Genomic DNA, 18,391 nt, shown 5'->3' with positions numbered 1-18,391 from the left:
CGGCTACGCGGCGCCCGTCATCCGGGCGAACACCACCACGTTGCTGTCGTAGTAGTGCTTACCGGCGTCGAAGTTGCCTCCGCAGGTGACCAGTCGAAGGCCCGCGTGGTCGAGGTTCTTGTAGACCTCCAGCGTGGGGAACTCGGCCTTCGGGTACTCCGCGACCCGGTCCACCGTGAACGTGACCGTCTTGCCGTCCCGCCGTGTCACCTTGATGGTGTCGCCGCCCTTCATCGTCTTCAGCTTCTCGAACACGGCGGACGCTCCGTTCCACGTGACGTGCCCGGCGATCACGGCCGGCCCCTGGGAGCCAGGCGTGGGCCCCGGCTCGTACCAGCCTGCGAGCGCGGGATCCTTCGGGGTCTGCATGGTGCCGTCCGTGTTCTGCCGCAGCGTCTCCAGGGAGCTGGACACGTTGAGTGAGGGGATCGTGATCTTCTGCGGCTCCGACCGGGCCAGGGCCTGCTCGGCCTTGCCCGCGCCCGCACCCCCGGCCGTACCGTTCTGGGATCCGTCCGCGGGCGCCGCCGGAACACCACCGGCGGGCGCCTTCCCCGTGGGTGCGGCGTCGGCGGCGGCCGGTGCCCCGCCCCGCAGCGTCCCCTCCGGTACGGGCGGCTTCGCCGCGTTCTGGCCGCCGCACCCCACGAGGAGGAAGCCGGCGAGGACGGCGGCGGCCAGGGGGCCTGCGATCCGGCGGCGGCGGGGCCGCGTGCCGGACGCGTAGGCCGTGGAGAACTCGGGGACCGGCTTCACGCGCCGCTCCCGGTGGTCTCCCGGCGGCCGGGGAGGCCGCCGACGCGCTTGCGCCCGATGGCCACCGCACCGGCCACCACCGCGAGTACGGTGATCGCCACGCCGTCGCGCACCGTCACGGGCACGTCCATGCGCTCCGGCGAACCGCCGCCGGTCTCGATGCCGCCGACGGGAACGGAGCCCACGGCCGCGCCCTTGACCTCTCCGCAGTTGGTCGGAGCCGTGGCCTCCTGGGGCAGCTTCGGGTCGAGCTCGCTCTTGCCGGCGCCCTCGAAGTCGTACTTCTTGTTCTTGTTGCGGTCGATGCCGTGCTGGACGACGTGCAGGTCCTTGATGTGGTCGACCACGTCCTGGCCGACGGCGATCGTCCGCTTGTAGGAGAGCTTGCCCTTCTTGTCGGCGACGGGCATCCGGTCCACGGCCAGGCCGCTGGTCGCCTTGGTGTCGCCGGCGGTGGTGAGCGAGATGTTGATGTCGCCGTAGTCGTGGGTGGCCTCGGTGTTGCTGAGGACGCCGTCGCCGTCGGTGTCGTCGGTGGCGTCAGGGCACTTGAAGTCGTGCCCCTTCGTCGAACCGTGCAGATGCTGGGCCGACGGCTGTCCGGGCACCATGCCCTCGGACTCGATCTGCACCGTGAGTTGATTGCCCTTGAGGCTGAGCATGACCGTTCCACTGGAGCCCGAAGCGTTCAACTGCGCCAGGTCGATCTGGTACGCCTTTCCGCCCTCCGCGAGAGCTGGTCCGGAAAGGCCGAGCGTCAGGAACACGGCTGCGGGTACGGCGGCGAGAACCACGAGGCGACCGGTGCGCTTGACTATCACATTCGCTCCTGTTCCGTGGATCCCCAGGAAGGGAATCGCAGATCGTACGGGATGGAATCGAGTGACCCTGGAGAGGCCCTCGTTCCTCATTCGTTGCCCCAACGCCTGCGGATGGGTGCCTATATGAAAAATTTTCTGCGACTTCTGCGACCGGCCTTACGTGCGCCGGCCGTCCGGATGCGCGAAGTCTTTCCGTGAGCAGCGCAATTCCGCGTGCGGTGCACTGCGGTTCGCGCTCACGCGGCAGCCGGACCATCACGCTGCCCAAGGTGCTTTCGGCTCGGGGGAGAGCGCCGATCGGTGCACGTCATCGGCCTTCTCCGGGCCGTAGTTGCTCCGTTCGACCGGGCCCCCTGCCGCCGGCACGCGCCCGTCGATGCGTATGCGGGGATGAGCGGCGCGAGCGTCGGCATGACCGTCCGTATTAGGCGAAGGGGCCGGAACTCGGACTCCTCGGCGATATTCGGCCGGCGCCCCATTCGATCCTGCCGTACGCATGCACGCGCATCCACCGCTTTCGACATCATTCCGGTCGTCGACGGGGCGTCTTCCCCATCGCCGGGTCCGGTTCGGTGACGACCTTTGTAGTCGCCCCGGAGCCGGCCCGACGAATAGTTGGCCTCTGATGCCAAAAACCTTGCGGGCCGCCCGTGTTCACCCGCCGCGCTCCGGCCGGTGCGCAGGGTCCGGTCCCGGCAAGGTACGGCGCCCGCCATGCCGCCCTGTGAGGGCACGGAGCCGGCGCGCGGGGTCGCCCGCGCTGCCCTCAGCTCTCCTTCACGGGTCCGAGCGGCCGCTTGTAGTACCGCCAGGGGAACCAGCCCTCACCGACGGGGATCCAGCCCGCCGCCTCCATCCGCCGGTGGCGGCCGCCGGAGGAGAGCGTCACACGGCAGTGCTCCCACGGGTGCCCGGAGACCTCCACCTCGTGGAAGAAGGATCCGTAGCCGACCAGGTGCCATCCGTCGCGTCCGGCCTCGTCCAGGGCGGCCATCTCGTTGAACGCGGTGAGCGGGCTGAGGATGCGGCGCTCCGGAGAGCCCGGCCCCCCGCCGGTCGGTGCACCGGGTGCGGCCGGCGCCGCGAACCTCTGTTGCGCGGCCTGACGGCTGACCCCCAGGATGCGGCCCACCGTTTCCCAGCTGTGCCCGGCGGCCCTGGCGCCCTGTACGGCCTCGCGCAGGAGCCTGCTCGCCTCTTCGGCCCCGACGCGCGACGCGTCCACCAGGCGCAGATAGCCCGCCGCATCGTGTTCGAGGGAATCGGCCAGCCCCTCGGGGACGCCGATGACGGCCGCGGCGATGCCCTCGCGGATCCGGGCGGCCTCCAGCGGGCCGAGCAGGGGCTCGTCGCTCATCGCCGCGCACCGGCGAGCGGTTCGAGGGCGTCGAGCACGTCCGCGTCGCGGCGGGCACGGACGGCGTCGGCCTGCGCCGCAGCGGCCCGGGCCACCATGGCGCCCGCGGCGGCGACGAGCACGAGGGACACGACGACCAGGGCGACCGAGACGGCAACGCCGAAGCGGTCGTGGAACATGGCCGCCACGGCGGGCAGGGCCACCGCGAGCGGCGGCAGGGCAGCTGTGGCTGCGGACTTGCTGCTGTGCGGGAGGTACCCGGAGGAGGGCTTCGAATTCAAGATCGGCATGTGTCAAGAAAACCTTGACACTCACCCTCTGTCAAGACTTCCTTGACAGAGGCATTCGGGCCGGCACTCCAAGGCCCTGCACACCTCCCCCCTTCCCGACCACCACATCGGTCGCAGAAGGAAGGAAGTAAAATCCTGACCGTTTGTCAGCCAGGTGCCCGAGCGACCGACCCGGGGGTGTTCACGGGGTCCGGTCCTCAAGACCGCGCAGACGACCCGATTCCGACGAGGGGAAGCTCATGAGTACCGACGAAACCGCGAAGCGCACGACCGGCCGGCGCGGGATCCTCAGGGCCGGCGGCGGCCTTGCCGTCGCCCTGCTCGGCGGCGCCTCCTTGCCCCTGATCGCGGCCCCCGCCGCCGAGGCGGCCGTCCCCGACTCCCCCCGGTTCAGGCTCGACGGCGCCGGCGGCAACCCGATATGGAAGAAGTCCCTGCACACCAACTGGGTGCTGCAGTCCTTCGGTTACGACAACGTGCACCAGCACGTCTACTTCCTCCAGACGAAGCCCGGGTCCAAGAGCGGCGACCTGTGGGTCACCAGGACCGATACGGCGGGCAATGAACTGGGCTCGATGGCGCTGCACGGCTTCGGCCACGGCGTCTCGATCGCCGTGGAGCCGTACGACGGCCAGGTCTACCTGTGGACCGAGTGGAAGGTGAACACGGATTCGGGATACGGCACCAAGATCGGCCGGTTCCGCTTCGTCAACGGTGGCGTGCTGGAGCAGAACGACCCGTCGATCCAGGACCGCACGCCCTCCATCGGCGACCCGATGGGCAACCCTCAGCCCGTGATCGACCCGTCCACCGACCGGCTGGTGGTCCGCTACAACGTCGGCGACGGCCGGCGCCGCATCGTCGCCTTCGCCCTGAGCGATGCCCGTGCCGGCCGCCTGACCGGCGAGTACCGGCTGGCCGAACGTGCGCTGCCGTTCCGGGGCGCCTGGGGCGACGCGCATCCCTTCCAGGGTTTCGCCGCCTACGGCCGCTACGCCTACCTGCTGGAGGGCCCGGTGGGCAATCCCTCGTACCTCACCACGATCGACCTGAACGACGTCGGCGAGTCCACGGTGGTCGACCGGTTCGAGACCACGGCCGGACAGTCCCTGCCCGGCCGCGAACCGCAGGGCATGGCGATCTGGCAGTCGCCGGCCGGGCCACGACTGGCCTTCGGCTTCCACTCGAACACGGACGGCGTCCGTCACGCCAGCGTCTTCCACAAGAGCGAGTTCGTGTGATCCGGCCGGCGCCCCGCCGCCACCGGACCGCCCGTGTGTCCGGGGCGGAGGGGCGCCGGCCTACCGCTGGTCGGCGTACACGTCGCTGCGAGCGGACCGATCCATTCCTACGCTGACTGAATGAGCATCAGATCATCTGGCCGCAGAACCGCCGCGGGCGCGGCGGCACTCGCCGTCGGCGCATCGGTTCTCCTCGCACCGACAGCCGCGGGCACCCCGCGCGCCGAGCCGCTGCCGCCACGACCCGCCTCCCCCGTCGGCGCATCCCTGTTGCACGGGGCCGGAACCCATGTGCGGGCGCGGCAGGGAGCGCCCGCGCTGCCGGACGACGTGTCCGCCCTTTCGTGGCTGGTGGCCGACGTCCGTACGGGTGAGGTGCTCGCGGCCCACGACGCACACCGCCGTCTGCCGCCCGCCAGCACCCTGAAGACCCTCTTCGCCCTCACCGCCCTCCCCCGGCTGCCCGGCTCGGACCGGCACACGGTCACCGACGCCGAGCTGGACGACGTACCGGAGGGCAGCAGCACGGTCGGTCTCTCCGCGGATCACACCTACCGGGTGGCGGACCTGTGGCGGGGCGTCTTCCTCAGTTCGGGCAACGATGCCGTTCACGTGCTGGCCGAGATGAACGGCGGGTGGGAGGTGACGGCGGCGCAGATGCAGGCCAAGGCCCGTTCCTTGGGCGCCCGGGACACCACCGTCGTCTCCCCGGACGGCTACGACGCGGAGGGCCAGGCCTCCTCGGCCTACGATCTTGCCGTCTTCGGCCGTACGGGTCTCGCTGACCCGGCCTTCGCCGAGTACGCGGCGACCGCCGACGCCCGCTTCCCGGGCGGCACGTACAGCGACGGCAGCCCCACCTGGACGTACGGGATCGAGAACACCAACCGGCTGGTGACCGGTGAGGACGGGGTGGGCCGGTACCCGGGGATCATCGGCGTCAAGAACGGATACACCTCACGGGCGGGCTTCACGCTGATCGCGGCGGCCCGTCGGGGCGGCCGCACCCTGATCGCCACGGTGATGAACCCTCAGCGGGGCGGCGCGAACGCCGTGTACGAGGAGGCGTGGTCCCTGCTCGACTGGGGATTCGCCGCGGCGGGACGGGTGGATCCGGTCGGGTCGCTGGAGCCCACGGCGCCGCCCGGGAAGCCGAGTGCCGTCGCCGCCGTCGCCCCCGTGACCGCGGGCGGCGTCGTGCCGGAGGATTCCCCGGCTGGTTCGCCGTCGGCCTACGGCTGGTCGGCAGCGTTCCTCGTCACGGTGGCCCTCGCCGGCGCGGCCGCCCTGCGAAGCCGACGACGCAGGAGTCCGGGCGCTCCTGACACACGCCTGCCGTGACGCTGGCAGGGCGGGGGCCGTGACGGGGTGGGGCGGTGACGGGAACGGACCACCGCCCCCATGCGCCGCCCCACCGGGCACGGCACCGGGCGCGGCACCGGGCGCGGCGGCCGACGCGCGAGGGGTGGTGTGCGGTGCCAGGCTGAGGTCACCCGACGTCCGAAAGGCAATCCGCATGATCACCACTGACTTCGTACCCGGTTCGCCCTGCTGGCTCGACCTCGGGGCCCCCGACGTCCGTGCGGCCGCGGCCTTCTACGGGGCCGTCCTCGGGTGGGACTACGAGTCCATGGGCGAGGGGGAGGACATGGAAGGCGGGATGTTCCGCAAGGACGGAAAGATCGTCGCCGGACTCGGCAAACTCACCGAGGAGGGAGCCCGCCCGGCCTGGATGATCTACTACAGCGTCACCGACGCGGACGCCACCACCCGGGCGGTGGAAAGCGCGGGCGGCACGGTCCGGGTGGCCCCGCGGGATCTCGACGAGTGGGGCCGGATGGCCCAGTACAGCGACCCGCTGGGGGGACAGTTCGCCGTCTGGCAGCCGGGGAAGGACAAGGGCGTCGAGCTGGTGGACGCGCCGGGCTCACTGTCCTGGACCGAGCTGTACACGAGTGACGCCGCGGCCTCGAAGGAGTTCTACGGCGGACTCTTCGGCTGGCAGTACAGCGACATGGAGCTGCCCGGCGGCGGAGGGACCTACGTCCTCATCACTCCCGCCGGGCTTCCGGAGGAGCGCATGCACGGCGGCCTCATGCAGCTCCCGCAGGAGCACCTCGCCCTCTCGGCCGGGCGGCCGTACTGGCACCCCGTGTTCGCCGTCGCCGACTGCGACGCCGCGGTCGCCAAGGTCACCGAGAACGGCGGGAGCGTACAGATGGGACCGGAGGACGCGGAAGGCGTCGGCCGTCTCGCCGTCTGCCTCGACCCGTCGAACGCCGACTTCGTAGTCCTCACCCCGGTCCGCAGCTGAGCCGGACGAGCCGGCGGGCCTGACGCCGGACCGAAGGGCGGCGCGGCCCGCGGGTGTTCACCGCGAGCCGCGCCGCCCCCGCGTACGGGCTGGTCGGGACCGGAAAGGTGCCCGTCATGCGCCGCGTCGCCACGGCCCCGCCCGAACGGTCGCCTTCATCGGTGTCCGCGGGCGCGGCCCCGTCCCCGTCCCCGTCCCCGTCCACGGGCGAGCCGCGCGAGCAGGAGGACGGCCAGCACAGCGCCCCCGGTGAGCAGCGGCTTGCGGTTGGCCCGCGCCACGGTCGCGGCCCGCCCCGCCCCGCCCCGCACCGGGTCCGGGGTCTTGTCCGACGCCAGTCGACCGGCACGGGCCGCGGCCTGCGCGACCAGCCCGGATGCCTGGACGGCGCGGTCCAGGACGGGCTCGGGGGTCCTGTCCTTCACCACCTGCGCGGCCTGCTGGGCCTTCGTACGGATCTGGTCGGCGACCAGGGCGGCCCTTTCGGCGGTCTTCTCGGCGGCCTTCTCGACGGTGTGTTCCTTCACGTCTTTTGCCCTCTCCTTCTCCTGCGCCGTCACGTCGGCCTTGGCGGCCGGCGGTGGGACGCGTACGCCACTGTCCTGGCGCGCCTACCCGGCAAAGGACCCGGCACCCGTCGCGCGAGCAGATGGACCGGGGGCGGGCCGGGTTCAGTCCGGGCGGCGGCCGGCGACGAGTCGCTCACAGACCGCCCGATGCTCGGGAAAGCGCAGGGCGGTCCCGGCGAGCACGGCAACCATCTCGGCCCGTGTGGGCAGGGGATAGGCATCGTGATGCAGCGCGAGGCCCAGCCGCAGCGTGTCGTCCGACGTGCGCACCCACTCGTCCGTGGTGCGCTTCATGGAGGTGCCGTTGTCCGTCCCCGACCACACCGCCACGTTCAGGAACACGATCGCCTGCTGCACCGTCGCCCGCCCAGCCACCACTGCCTCGGCGACGATCTCGGCGATGTCGTCGGCGCCGTAGGCGTGGATCAGCTCGTCCACACGGTCGAAGAGCTCGTCCGGGAAGTCGGCGTCGGCCTGCTCCGGCAGGTGGACCGCACACAGCCGCGCGAGTGCCTCGTCCCATGCCGATGCCATCATCCGACCCCCTGGTGCCCGTCGTTCGCATGGACAGTAACCGGGCCGGCCGGGCCGGCGCACCCCGGATCCGGTGGCCGGAGTGGCGGCCAGGGGTGCGGGCGAGGCAGGCTGTAGTCATGAGAGCGCCCTTGCGCTCGCCCTCCGGCCCGCGAGCCGACGGCCACCACCAGGTCCTCTTCGTCTTGGCGGAGTGCGTGCCTTTCGCGATCGCCCTGCTGGTGCTCCTCGTCGAGTTCACGCCCCTGCACGTCCTGTACACCGGCCCCCTCCTCGTGGCGACACCCGCTCTGGCGGCCGTGACGATGGGTCCCCGGGGCACGCTCGCGGCGGCCGGGACGGCCGTCGCCGTCAGCGTGACCACCGCCACCTACAACCAGGCCTGGGGCAGCCAGCAGGTCTATACGAACTTCCTCGCCCTGTTCCTGGTCTCGGCGGCGAGCTTCATGACCAGCCGGGCCGCGCGCACCCGCAGCGAGAACGAGCTCAACCAGGTCCGCCGGATCGCCGCGGCCGCCCAGGACGTCCTGCTGCGGCCGGTGCCGGACCGGCTGGGCTCCCTCAGGGCGGCCAGCATGTACCTGGCGGCCGAGACGGGCGCGCAGATCGGCGGCGACCTGTACGACGTGGTCCAGACCCGGTACGGCGTCCGGATGATCGTCGGGGACGTCCGGGGCAAGGGGCTGCCCGCCGTACGGGCCGCCGCGGTCGTGCTGGGCGCGTTCCGGGAGGCTGCGCACTACGAGGACGACCTGGTGGAGGTCATCAGCCACTGCGGGGCCGCCCTGCGGCGGGACGCCATCGTCTCGGGGGCGGCCGCCAGTGACGACGTCCTCCTGGAGGGGTTCGTCACCGCGCTCGTGGCCCAGGTCCCGGACGGCCCGTACCGCCCGCTGGTCGAGGTGATCAACCGCGGCCATCCGCCGCCCCTGCTGCTGCACGCCGGCACGGTCCGCTCCCTGGTCCCCACCACCCCCCTGCCCCCGCTCGGTCTCGAGGATTTCATCAGCGGTCCTCCCGGGCGCCTCGACAGCTACCCCTTCGCACCGGGGGACCGGATGCTGCTGTGCACCGACGGCGTACTCGAGGCACGCGACCGGAACAACACCTTCTTCGACCTGCCTGCGGCCATGGTGACCATGCGCGACCACACGCGGCAGGCGTTCCTGGAGGGCCTGCACCAGGCATTGCTGCGGCACACCCGGAACCGTCTGGCGGACGACGTCGCGATCCTCATCGTCGACCGGCAGGAGGAGGACGGGGTCGCGGCGGACCACCCGGACGGGGGCCGGGCGTAGTGGCCGCCCAGCGTGCCCGCGCCCCTGCCCCGTCACCGCGTGGTCCGTGCGGTCCGTGCGATCCGTGCGGTCCGTGCGGTCCGCGTGACGGCTGGCGGTATCGGGCCCTCCGGCGCGCGCCCCGACTCGCCCGGATGGTCCCGGGCGCGACAGCATGGAGACAGGACGGTCCCCGGCCTGCCCTCGGAAGGAGGTGATACAGAAGGTGACCAGTCATCGCTTTGCGTTCTGCGGGGCTGAGCTCGCCGCTGTCTACGTGGTCGCCGACCAGGGCAGGGAGCTCCATCTGGCCGAGCTGACGGGGAACCGCGGCATCCTCTACGGACTGCCCGCGATCCTCGCCCTGGCCAGCCATTCGCCCGCCGCCAACGCCCTGCGCTCCGGCAGCCCCCTGTGGCTGACCCCCAAGGAACTCGCCACGTTCATCGAGGACGACCCCCACCACTTCCCCACCCGGGTCCGGGGCGGTGACCCCGAATCGCCGGCCAGGATCTCGCTGGGCGCGCTGCCCCTGGGACACGGCGACCAGGAGCTCGGATGCCTGATCGTCGCCGGGGAGGCCCTGGACGGCTTCAGCGCCGACGACCGCAGCCTCCTGGAGCTCTACGCCGACCAGGTGGCGGCCGGACTCGAATCGGTCGCCGCTCGCTTCACCGGACGCAAGGCCCCGCAGGCGCATCTGGGACAGTCGCTCGTGCCCGACCAGGGCGGCGCCTTCATCCTGGAACTGGGAACCGGCCGCATGGAGGCCCACGCGCACGTGCTGGAACTGCTCGGTCTGCCTCCCGAGCAGTTCGACGGGCAGGTGGAGACCCTGCTCGCCTGCGCCGTCCCCGACGACATGCCGGCGCTGATGGCGATCGTGGAGCCGGACCGGCTGGCCGCCACCGGACAGCAGCTGGCGTTCCGTATCCGCCGCCCGAACGGCGAGCTGCGCTGGCTGGGGCTGCGCTGCCGGGTGGAGGTGGACTCCGGCGGCACGCCGCGGCGCGTCCTGGGCGTGGTCGCCGACGCCACCTATCTGCGCCCCAGTGCGGACGAGGTCTCCCTGGTGCAGCGGTTGTCGGCCACGCTCGCGGGAGCGGCGACCATCCGGGAAGTCAGCCGGCTGGCGGTCGCCGCTCTGCGCGAGCCGCTCGGCGCCTCCCGGGTCGCCGTCGGCGAACTGGAGAGCGAGCGGCTCATCGTCACCGCCCTCGATCCTCCGGAGCCCGATGCATGGCCCGAGGTCTGGCGTTCCGACTGGCGGTCCGAGTGGCCGGACGTGTCGCTCAGCGACCTGCCCACCCTGCAGAGCGCACTGCGTGGCGGGCACATGAGCCTGTGGCCGCCGGGCGCGGCGCTCGAGGCCGGTCTGCTGGGTGTCGGGCCCGGTGGCCTCGCGGTGCTGCCGCTGCCCGCCGACGGCCGGATGGTCGGGGTGTGTCTGGTGGGGTGGGACGCCGAGCACCGGTTCGGCCCGGAGGAGCGGTCACTGCTGACCGCGACCGCAGGTCTGGTGGGACAGGCGCTGGTGCGCGCCCACGCGCTGGACGCGGGCCACGAGCTCGCCACCATGCTCCAGCGCAGCCTGTTGCCCCGTAAGCTCCCGGAGCTGCCGGGCGGGATCGCCGTCGCCCGCTACCTTCCCGCGACGGCCGGCCTCGAGGTCGGCGGCGACTGGTACGACGTCATTCCGCTCCGTGACGGTCACGTGGCCTTCGTCATCGGGGACGTGCAGGGGCACAGCGCGGGAGCCGCCACCATCATGGGCCAGATGCGTACGGCGGTCAGGGCCTACGCGGTGGAGGGCCATCCGCCCGATGTGGTGGTCGCCCGGGCCAACCGGCTGCTCGTCGGCATGGAGACCGATCTGTTCGCCACCTGCGGGTATGTGGACCTCGACATGGAGGAGGGCATCGCCAGGGTCGTACGGGCCGGGCACCTGCCGCCGATTCTGCGCCATCCCGACGGTGTCGCGGAGGAGATGGCCGTCGAGGGCGGACCTCCGCTGGGCGTGCTCGCGGAGGCCGAATTCCCGATGACCGAGGCGGGGCTGGTCCCCGGCACCGTGCTGGTCCTGCTGACGGACGGCCTGGTCGAGTCCGCCAGGCTGCCTCTGGAGGAGGGCATGCGGCGGGTGTGCGAGGTGCTCGCCGCGGCCGACCCGGTCGACACCGGAGCGGTCGCCGACGAGTTGGTGGCGGGCGTGGGCCGTCGCGACGACGACGTGGCCCTGCTGTTGCTGCGGTACGACGGCACAGCGGGCCGGCCGAAGCGCAGCCACTGGACGGTGTGGCGGCTGCCCAACGCGGTCCTGCACGCGCGCCGCTTCACCGCGCGCACCCTGCGGTCGTGGGGCGTGGTGGAGGAGATCGACGCGGCCCTGCTGGTCGTGTCCGAGCTGGTGACCAACGCCATCGCGCACACACAGGGCGAGGTGGGGATGGACCTGACCCTGTCGGCGGACCGGCTGCGGATCGCCGTGAACGACGCGTCGCCGCGCAGCCCCGTCAAACCGGTGTGGGTGAGCTGGGAGTCGACCGGCGGACGCGGGCTGCTCATCGTCGAGGCGACGACGGCGGCCTGGGGTTCGGTGCCGCTCAGCGGCGGCAAGCAGGTGTGGGCCGAAATCCTCTGTCACCGCACGAACGGCCGGCGCACGGGCTGAGGCGAAGCCCGGTACGGCACGGCACGGCCCACTTCGGAGACGGCCCACTTCGGAGACGGCCCGGCTCGGAGACGGCCCGGCTCGGTGCGGCCGGTTGCGGAGATGGTGCGGCGGCGGGCGTTCGCGGAGCCGTGACAGCAGGTCATCCTCCTCTTCCAGCAGCTGCGTTGTCAGTGGTGGCGGCTACGTTCGGGGTGTAGCAGAGGCCGTTTCCCGACAAGGAGTGGACGATGACCGACAGCAGTACGCAGCCCGCGCTCAGGGTGGTGCTGACAGACGTCAACGAGCGTGTGGTGGAGGCGTGGCGAGCTGCGTTCGCGGACACCCCCGCCATCGAGATCCACCGGGGCTCGATCCTCGACGAGGACGTCGACGCCTGGGTCACCCCGACCAACTCCCGCGGCCGGATGGACGGCGGGGTCGACGCCGTCATCAAGCGTCATCTCGGCTCCGGCATCCAGGTGCGTGTGCAGCGTGCCATCCGCGACCGGTTCGCCGGCACGCTTCCGGTGGGCAGCGCCGTCTGCGTCCCGTCGGGAGCGACCGTTCCCCGGTACCTGATATCGACGCCGACCATGGTGCGCTCCTCGCAGAACGTGAGCGCCACGCTGAATGTGGCCCTGGCGTGCGCCGCCGCGTTCCAGGCCGTCCACCGGCAGAACCGGAAGGCGCCGGGCAGCATCCGGTCGGTGGCGCTGGTCGGGATGGGTGCGCAGACCGGCCAGGTGCCGGCGCGGGTGTGCGCCAATCTGATGTGGACCGGCTACACGCTCTTCCACGACCACTGGTTCGAGGACGACGACGAACTGCGCGCCACGATCGTCACGCAGCTGAACGGCATCGAGAACGCGCCGGTCGAGGAGCGGGTGCGCATCGTGCCGCCGAAGGCCGCCCCGGCTCCGGCTCAGCCCTCCGGCCACGTTCCGCCGGCGACAACGTCCGCAAGCACCGCCACCATCACAACGACCGAAGGCGCTTCCACCGTGACCGACGCGAACGACCCCCTGTCTCTCGCCGAACTCTTCAACGGCGGCGGTGAGCCGTGGCTTCCGCTCCTGAAGCCGGTCATCGAGGCCCAGCCGAACGCCGCCGGGTTCATCGGCAAGGGACGCAGCCCCGAGGTCGTACCGGTCCGTGAGCTGACCTTCCAGGCGCTCAAGCCCCATCCCCCGCACAAGTGGAAGGTCGTCGTCTTCGGTCAGAACCCGTACCCGCGACCGGAGAGCGCGACGGGCATAGCCATGTTCGACAACACCTTCAACGACTGGAAGGACAGTCAGTTCGGCAGGGTCGTCAGCATCCGCTGCATCATCAAGGCGGCGGCGATGTGGAAGTACGGCATCGCGAAGAAGACGCCCATCGCCGACGTTCGCGCGCTGCTGAAGGAGCGGGAGACCGTCCAGCCGCCGGAGTGGTTCCAGGCGATGCTGACGCAGGGCGTGCTGCTGCTGAACGCCTCGCTCACCGCCAGCGGGGACGGGGCGATGGGGGCCGACCAGCACACGGCGTTCTGGCGGCCCGTCGCCGAACGGATCGCCGAGGAGATCCTCAAGGCCAAGCAGGATGCCGACGAGGAGGACCGCGGGGTCGTGTTCGCCTGGTGGGGGGCACACGCGCGCAGCCTCAAGAAGGTCGTCCTGCGGCTCCAGGAGAAGTACCCGGACGTCGAGGTCCGGCACATCGACCACGCGAACCCGGCGGCACAGGGCGACATCTTCTGCGAGGGCGACCACTTCGCCCTGGTCAACGAGGCCCTCACATCGCTGGGTTCGGACGGCGTCGACTGGCTGCCGAGCAAGGGCTGGAACGAAGGGTCGGCCGGCGGCGGTGGTTCGGACGGCGGCGTCGCGGCACGCATGGGCGCCTTCATCGAGTCGACCATGAACCTGCACCAGATGTATCTGGAGCGACTCACCAGCGTCAAGGACGAGGGCCTGGTCCTCCCCGCGATCACCGGTGTGTTCGACACTCCGCTGATGGATTTCCAGGACGCGGTCGCGCCCGTCGCCGAGACACTGGCCGGGCTCGCGGGACACATCGACCGCTCGCGCGACTTCGGCAAGCGGCGGGCGGACGAGACGGCCGGCGGCCCGTCCGCCGACGCGATCTCCGCGCTCTACCTCTACACCTGCGAGTCAGCCTTCTACCGCGAGATCAATGCCGTCCTGCGCTCCCCGGACCGCAGCAGGGTCACGCCCTATCTGCCGTACCTGCGGCTGCTGTTCTCGGCGGTCTCGGGGCTGCCGGCCCACACCCAGCCGCTGTGGCGCGGTGTGTCGCTGGACCTTCGGGCCCAGTACCCGGTGGGCCGGACGGTGACGTGGTGGGGCGTCTCCTCCTGCACCTCCGAACGGAACGTGGCCCGGGCCTTCCTGGGCAGCCGCGGCAGGCGGACGCTCTTCGAGGTGACGCCCGCCCAGGCAGTGGGGATCCGGAACTTCTCCGCCTTCACCGGGGAGGAGGAGTACATCCTCGCGCCGGGAACTCAGCTCAAGGTGACGGACGTCAAGAGCGAGCGCGGCGGACTGTGCACGGTCAGGCTGACGGAGGTGGACGCCGCTCCCCTCGTGTCCTGAACCACCGCCGCGGAGGCTGTCGGTCACGGGCACCCGTGGTCGGCAGCGCGGATCCTGATCGTTCATGGCCCGGGTTCCTGACCCGGGCCTCGGGGACGCCCCCCGCCGGTACGCCGGCTGGCGGGGCAGCGGGTGGCGCGGGAGGCTGGGGGTATGCGATGGCGTGTGCCTGGAGGGATGGCAGCTGCGGTGGCCGCCGTCCTGCTGGTGACGGCCGTCGCCGGACCGGGATCCGCGGACTCCGCGGACTCCGGTCGGCAGGTGGACATCGGCGGCGGGCGGAGCCTGTACCTGCAGTGCTCGGGGTCCGGAAGCCCCACCGTGGTGCTGCTGGCGGGGCTGCACGAGGCCTCCGACCCGTGGTCGCTGACCGACACCACGCCGCCGGTTCCGAAGTCCCCGGCGGTGCTGCCCGGCGTCGCGGCGTTCACCCGGGTGTGCACCTACGACCGGCCCGGCACCATCCGCTACACCCAGCCACCGACGCTCACGACGCGCAGTACGCCCGTGACCGGTACCCGGCCCCTGGCCGCCATGGTCCAGGACCTGGACCGGCTGCTGTCCGCCGGGCGCGTGCCGGGCCCGTACGTGCTGGTGGGGCATTCCTTCGGCGGGATGCTCGCCCTGCGGTACGCGCAGACGCACCCGGAACAGGTCCGCGGGCTGGTCCTGGTCGATGCGCTCGGGCCCGCGCTGAAGCCCGCGATGGGGACGCACTGGGCGGCGTACGTCGAGGCGTTGCGGCACCCCGGGACGCCGTTCGACGACGACCCGGCCTTCGAGCAGGTCGACATCGACGGCGGGGTCGGCGCCATCGACGGCGGTGGTCCGCTCCCGCCGGTCCCGGTCGCGGTACTCAGCAAGACCGAGCCCTTCGCGGCGCCTCCCACCATGTCCAGGGAGCTGCTCGCCGAGCTGGAGACGGCCTGGCCGAAGGCCCAGCAGGCGCTGGTGGAGCTGCGGCCCCAGACCCCTCACCTGCTGGCGACCGGGAGCGACCACTACGTCCAGCTCCACGACCCGGACCTCACGATCGCGGCGATCCGCCTGATCGTGGACCGGAGCGGCACCCGCTGAGCGGGACGAGCCCCTGCGCGCCCACGCTCCACGCCGGCCGCCGATCGGGCTCGCGCACCGGTACCGGCACTGGCACCGGCTCGGGCTTCGGCTCGGGTGCCGGGTCCGCCAGCGCGTCCAGTGCCGCCCGCGCCGCGGCCTCGCCCTCCTCGTAGGCGTTGGCCCGGGCTTCCCGGACCGCTTCGGAGAGCTGGCGTACGGCCTCGCCGGTACGCCCGACGGCGGCCAGCGCCTCACCGTGGAGGGTGCGCAGGGCCACCCGCCGGGGAGCCGCCAGCACCGGCGCGGCGAGGGCCAGTCCGCGGGCCGCGTGTTCGGCGGCGGCGTCGGCGGCGCCGACCGACAGCAGGTGCTGGGCGAGGTGCTGGTGCGCCAGCGTGACCGTCTCGGTGAGGCCCTCCCGTTCGGCCAGGGCGAGTGCGCCGGCCAACAGCGCGCCGGGCCGCTCGCGGTCCCCCTGCCGCATGAGCGCGACGGCCAGGTTGATCCGGGCGACCGCCTCCCCCTCGGCGTCCCCCGCCCGGACGGCGAGACCGGGGGCCCGCTCCAGCCGCAGCAGCGCCTCTTCCGGCCTGCCCTCCTCGGACAGCACCCAGCCGAGCAGCGCCAACGCCCGGGACTGGGCCGCCGGATCACCGTCGAGCTCCGCGGAGGCCAGGCCCTGTTCGAGCAAGGGCACCCAGCCGTCGCGGACCTGCCACACGACGAGCGGCCACTGCAGCAGGACGAGACGCCAGGCCCGGTCGTGGAAGCCCGCCGCGACGGCAGCCTCGACCGCTGCCCGCAAGGTGCCTCGCTCGGCGGAGTACCAGGCGAGCGCGCCCGTCCGGTCGGCGAACCGGCGGATCCGGGCCGAACGCCGGGCCCCGGGAGGGAGGGCGCAGCACGGCTCGCCCCCCGGTTCCGCGGCCGCGCACGCCCCGAGCAGGGTCTGCACCCAGTGGTCGAGCAGCCGGAGCAGTCCGCCCGGTTCGTGATCGGGAGCCAGGCTTCGGGCGAAGAGGCGTACCAGGTCGTGCACGACATAGGACTGCGGACCCGTCTCGACGACCAGCTGGGCCGCGGCCAACTGGTCCAGCGCCAGGGCGGCCTGGGACGTTGGGCAGTCGGCAAGGGCTGCTGCGAGCGGGGTGTCGAGCGTGGTGCCGGTGTGCGGTCCGAGGTGGTGGAACAACCCTCGCGCCGGTTCGGGCAGATGCCGCAGGCTGAGGCCGAGCGCCGCGGCGACGCCGGTGTCCTCCGCCTTGAGCAGGTCCAGCCGGTGCTGCTCGTCGGCGAGTTCACCGGCGAAGGAGGCCAGGCCCCGGTGCGGTCGGGTGGCGAGGCGGGCGGCGGCCACGCGCAGCGCGAGCGGCAGTCCGTCGCACAGACCGGCCAGTCGCGCGGCGGCTTCCGGTTCGGCCGCCACCGCTTCCGGGCCCAGTACGGCGGCCAGCAGTGCCGTGGAGTCGGCGGCGGGCAGCGCGCCGACCGGCACGGGGCGGGCGGCGTCCGTGGCCACCAGGCCGTCGAGCCGGTCGCGGCTGGTGACGAGGGTGACGCAGTCGTCCCCGCCGGGCAGCAGCGGGCGGATCTGCTCGGAGTCGAGGGCGTTGTCCAGTACGACCAGCAGCCGGCGCCCGGCGGTCAGTTCGCGGTAGCGGGCTCCGAGGGCGGCGGGCGAGCCCGGCATCCGCTCGACCGGGACACCGAGGGCGAGCAGGAACTCGCGGAGCACGGCGCAGGTGTCGCGGGCCGGTGTGCGGCTGAAGCCGCACAGGTCGGCGAAGAGCGTGCCGCCGGGGAAGTCGCCGCGGCGGAGGTGCGACCAGTGCACGGCGAGCGCGGTCTTGCCGACGCCTGCGCTGCCCGTGAGGGTGGCGATGGGGCCGGGCGTCGCGGTCGTGATCCGGTCGAGTGCGGCGAGTTCGTCCTGCCGTGCGGTGAAGCCCCGCGGCCGGCGGGGCAGTAGGTGGGGGGTGGCAGCGGGCCCGGCGGGGGCCCCGTGCGGCATGGTGGCCGCGCGCGGTACTGCGACAGCGTGCGGTGTGGCGGCCGCCGCACGGGCCGTCCGGGCGTCGGTGCCGGTGTCCGTGCGGGTGCTCTTGTGGGGGTCCGCGTGGGCGTCCATGTGCGTGTCCGTGCGGGTGTCGGCGCGCAGGAGGGTGGTGTACGCGTCGGTGAGCACCGCCGACGGGTCGACGCCGATCTCGTCGGCGAGCAGCTTCCGGGTGCGGTGGAACCGGTCCAGCGCCTCCGCCTGCCGGCCCGCCCGGGCCAGGGCCAGCATCAGCTGGGCCACGAGCGGCTCCCGCAAGGGGTGCGCGGCGGCCTCGGCGCGCAGCACGGACGCGGCCGATCCGTGGTCGCCCAGTCGCCCGTACGCGTGCGCCAGCGCCTCGACGGCCGTCAGGCGCAGTTCCTCCAACGCGTGCGCGGGGGCCTCCAGCGGTGCGCTGTGCACGGTCCCGGAGAACGCCGGCCCCTGCCACAGGGCCAGTGCCTCGCGCAGGAGTGCCACGGCCTCCCCCGGGTCCGCGTGCCGCGGGACGAGCCGGAGCGATTCCTCGAAGCGGTGGGCGTCCACGAGCGCCTCGGGCAGGCGCAGCCGGTAGGCCGCTCCCTGGGTGAGGAGTTCCACGCCGTGTGCGGCGGCGCCGTGCTGCGCGAGGACCGCCCGTAATCGGGAGACGTGTCCCTGCAGCACGGTGCGCGCGTGCCTCGGCGGCTCCTCGTCCCACAGCGCCTCGGTGAGCCGGTCGACCCCGACGGGCGTGTTCGGGTGGGCCAGCAGCATGGCCAGCAGGCTCCGGCGTTTGGCAGGGCCGAGCGGGAGCGGACCTCCGTTCGCCGTCGTCACGGAGACCGGCCCCAACACGCGGAACTGCACAAACCCCACCCTTGTCGATCCGTACCGCTTCGTACCGGT

14 protein-coding genes are annotated in these 18,391 nt (G+C 72.6%); 7 read left to right on the top strand and 7 right to left on the bottom strand.

The genetic code is table 11. The features are described 5' to 3' along the window. Window positions 1-3 precede the first annotated feature (3 nt). The 4 genes from OG444_RS35790 to OG444_RS35775 form a co-directional block, all read right to left on the bottom strand. Window positions 4-756, bottom strand: coding sequence for a class F sortase (locus OG444_RS35790; protein ID WP_327266019.1), 753 nt, complete (start codon window positions 754-756; stop codon window positions 4-6). Further along, window positions 753-1,577: a hypothetical protein gene (locus OG444_RS35785; protein WP_327266018.1), complete on the bottom strand. Its 825-nt coding sequence runs from the start codon at window positions 1,575-1,577 to the stop codon at window positions 753-755. The genes OG444_RS35790 and OG444_RS35785 overlap by 4 nt, the downstream gene beginning before the upstream one ends. A 766-nt stretch (window positions 1,578-2,343) precedes the next feature. Then, on the bottom strand, window positions 2,344-2,934 hold the full coding sequence (locus tag OG444_RS35780; protein ID WP_327266017.1) for a hypothetical protein: 591 nt from the start codon (window positions 2,932-2,934) through the stop codon (window positions 2,344-2,346). Beyond that, window positions 2,931-3,224, bottom strand: a complete 294-nt coding sequence (locus OG444_RS35775; RefSeq protein WP_327266016.1) for a hypothetical protein — start codon at window positions 3,222-3,224, stop codon at window positions 2,931-2,933. The genes OG444_RS35780 and OG444_RS35775 overlap by 4 nt, the downstream gene beginning before the upstream one ends. Before the next feature lie 239 nt (window positions 3,225-3,463). Between OG444_RS35775 and OG444_RS35770 the strand changes: the two genes are divergently transcribed. The 3 genes from OG444_RS35770 (at window position 3,464) to OG444_RS35760 (ending at window position 6,779) form a co-directional block, all read left to right on the top strand. Further along, window positions 3,464-4,465 (top strand): phage baseplate protein, encoded by a 1,002-nt coding sequence (locus OG444_RS35770; RefSeq protein ID WP_327266015.1) that lies wholly within the window; start codon window positions 3,464-3,466, stop codon window positions 4,463-4,465. Between the two features lie 120 nt (window positions 4,466-4,585). Further along, complete coding sequence (locus OG444_RS35765; RefSeq protein ID WP_327266014.1) at window positions 4,586-5,806, top strand: D-alanyl-D-alanine carboxypeptidase family protein; 1,221 nt, start codon at window positions 4,586-4,588, stop codon at window positions 5,804-5,806. A 175-nt stretch (window positions 5,807-5,981) separates the two neighbouring features. Beyond that, on the top strand, window positions 5,982-6,779 hold the full coding sequence (locus OG444_RS35760; protein ID WP_327266013.1) for a VOC family protein: 798 nt from the start codon (window positions 5,982-5,984) through the stop codon (window positions 6,777-6,779). Between the two features lie 155 nt (window positions 6,780-6,934). Here OG444_RS35760 and OG444_RS35755 read toward each other — a convergent pair whose 3' ends face one another. After that, window positions 6,935-7,306: a hypothetical protein gene (locus OG444_RS35755; RefSeq protein ID WP_327266012.1), complete on the bottom strand. Its 372-nt coding sequence runs from the start codon at window positions 7,304-7,306 to the stop codon at window positions 6,935-6,937. Window positions 7,307-7,450: 144 nt separating this feature from the next. Beyond that, a complete protein-coding gene (locus OG444_RS35750; protein ID WP_327266011.1) occupies window positions 7,451-7,885 on the bottom strand; it encodes a hypothetical protein in 435 nt (144 codons plus the stop codon). A 116-nt stretch (window positions 7,886-8,001) separates the two neighbouring features. On the opposite strand from OG444_RS35750, the gene OG444_RS35745 reads away from it, so the two are divergent. The 4 genes from OG444_RS35745 to OG444_RS35730 all read left to right on the top strand — a co-directional run bounded on the left by OG444_RS35745 (window position 8,002) and on the right by OG444_RS35730 (window position 15,483). Next, the gene (locus OG444_RS35745) at window positions 8,002-9,180 is read left to right on the top strand and encodes a PP2C family protein-serine/threonine phosphatase (RefSeq protein ID WP_327266010.1); all 1,179 of its coding nucleotides are present in this window, start codon (window positions 8,002-8,004) and stop codon (window positions 9,178-9,180) included. A gap of 205 nt (window positions 9,181-9,385) precedes the next feature. Further along, window positions 9,386-11,830 (top strand): SpoIIE family protein phosphatase, encoded by a 2,445-nt coding sequence (locus tag OG444_RS35740; RefSeq protein WP_327266009.1) that lies wholly within the window; start codon window positions 9,386-9,388, stop codon window positions 11,828-11,830. A 230-nt stretch (window positions 11,831-12,060) separates the two neighbouring features. Further along, on the top strand, window positions 12,061-14,406 hold the full coding sequence (locus tag OG444_RS35735) for a macro domain-containing protein (protein ID WP_327266008.1): 2,346 nt from the start codon (window positions 12,061-12,063) through the stop codon (window positions 14,404-14,406). 177 nt (window positions 14,407-14,583) lie between these two features. Next, window positions 14,584-15,483 (top strand): alpha/beta fold hydrolase, encoded by a 900-nt coding sequence (locus OG444_RS35730; protein WP_327266007.1) that lies wholly within the window; start codon window positions 14,584-14,586, stop codon window positions 15,481-15,483. Here the strand turns inward: OG444_RS35730 and OG444_RS35725 are convergent. After that, window positions 15,434-18,322 carry an AfsR/SARP family transcriptional regulator gene (locus OG444_RS35725; protein ID WP_327266006.1) on the bottom strand — a complete coding sequence of 963 codons (2,889 nt, stop codon included), beginning with the start codon at window positions 18,320-18,322 and terminating at the stop codon, window positions 15,434-15,436. The genes OG444_RS35730 and OG444_RS35725 overlap by 50 nt on opposite strands. Window positions 18,323-18,391 lie beyond the last annotated feature (69 nt).

This window comes from Streptomyces sp. NBC_01232, assembly GCF_035989885.1.
Taxonomy (GTDB): domain Bacteria; phylum Actinomycetota; class Actinomycetes; order Streptomycetales; family Streptomycetaceae; genus Streptomyces.
This window is presented reverse-complemented; position numbering and strand designations above follow the sequence as displayed.

Bases quoted from the DNA above. Each gene is read 5' to 3' on its own strand.
- OG444_RS35780 (WP_327266017.1), bottom strand. From the start codon at position 2,934: ATGAGCGACGAGCCCCTGCTCGGCCCGCTGGAGGCCGCCCGGATCCGC.
- OG444_RS35775 (WP_327266016.1), bottom strand. From the start codon at position 3,224: ATGCCGATCTTGAATTCGAAGCCCTCCTCCGGGTACCTCCCGCACAGC.
- OG444_RS35770 (WP_327266015.1), top strand. From the start codon at position 3,464: ATGAGTACCGACGAAACCGCGAAGCGCACGACCGGCCGGCGCGGGATC.
- OG444_RS35765 (WP_327266014.1), top strand. From the start codon at position 4,586: ATGAGCATCAGATCATCTGGCCGCAGAACCGCCGCGGGCGCGGCGGCA.
- OG444_RS35760 (WP_327266013.1), top strand. From the start codon at position 5,982: ATGATCACCACTGACTTCGTACCCGGTTCGCCCTGCTGGCTCGACCTC.
- OG444_RS35750 (WP_327266011.1), bottom strand. From the start codon at position 7,885: ATGATGGCATCGGCATGGGACGAGGCACTCGCGCGGCTGTGTGCGGTC.
- OG444_RS35745 (WP_327266010.1), top strand. From the start codon at position 8,002: ATGAGAGCGCCCTTGCGCTCGCCCTCCGGCCCGCGAGCCGACGGCCAC.
- OG444_RS35735 (WP_327266008.1), top strand. From the start codon at position 12,061: ATGACCGACAGCAGTACGCAGCCCGCGCTCAGGGTGGTGCTGACAGAC.
- OG444_RS35730 (WP_327266007.1), top strand. From the start codon at position 14,584: ATGGCAGCTGCGGTGGCCGCCGTCCTGCTGGTGACGGCCGTCGCCGGA.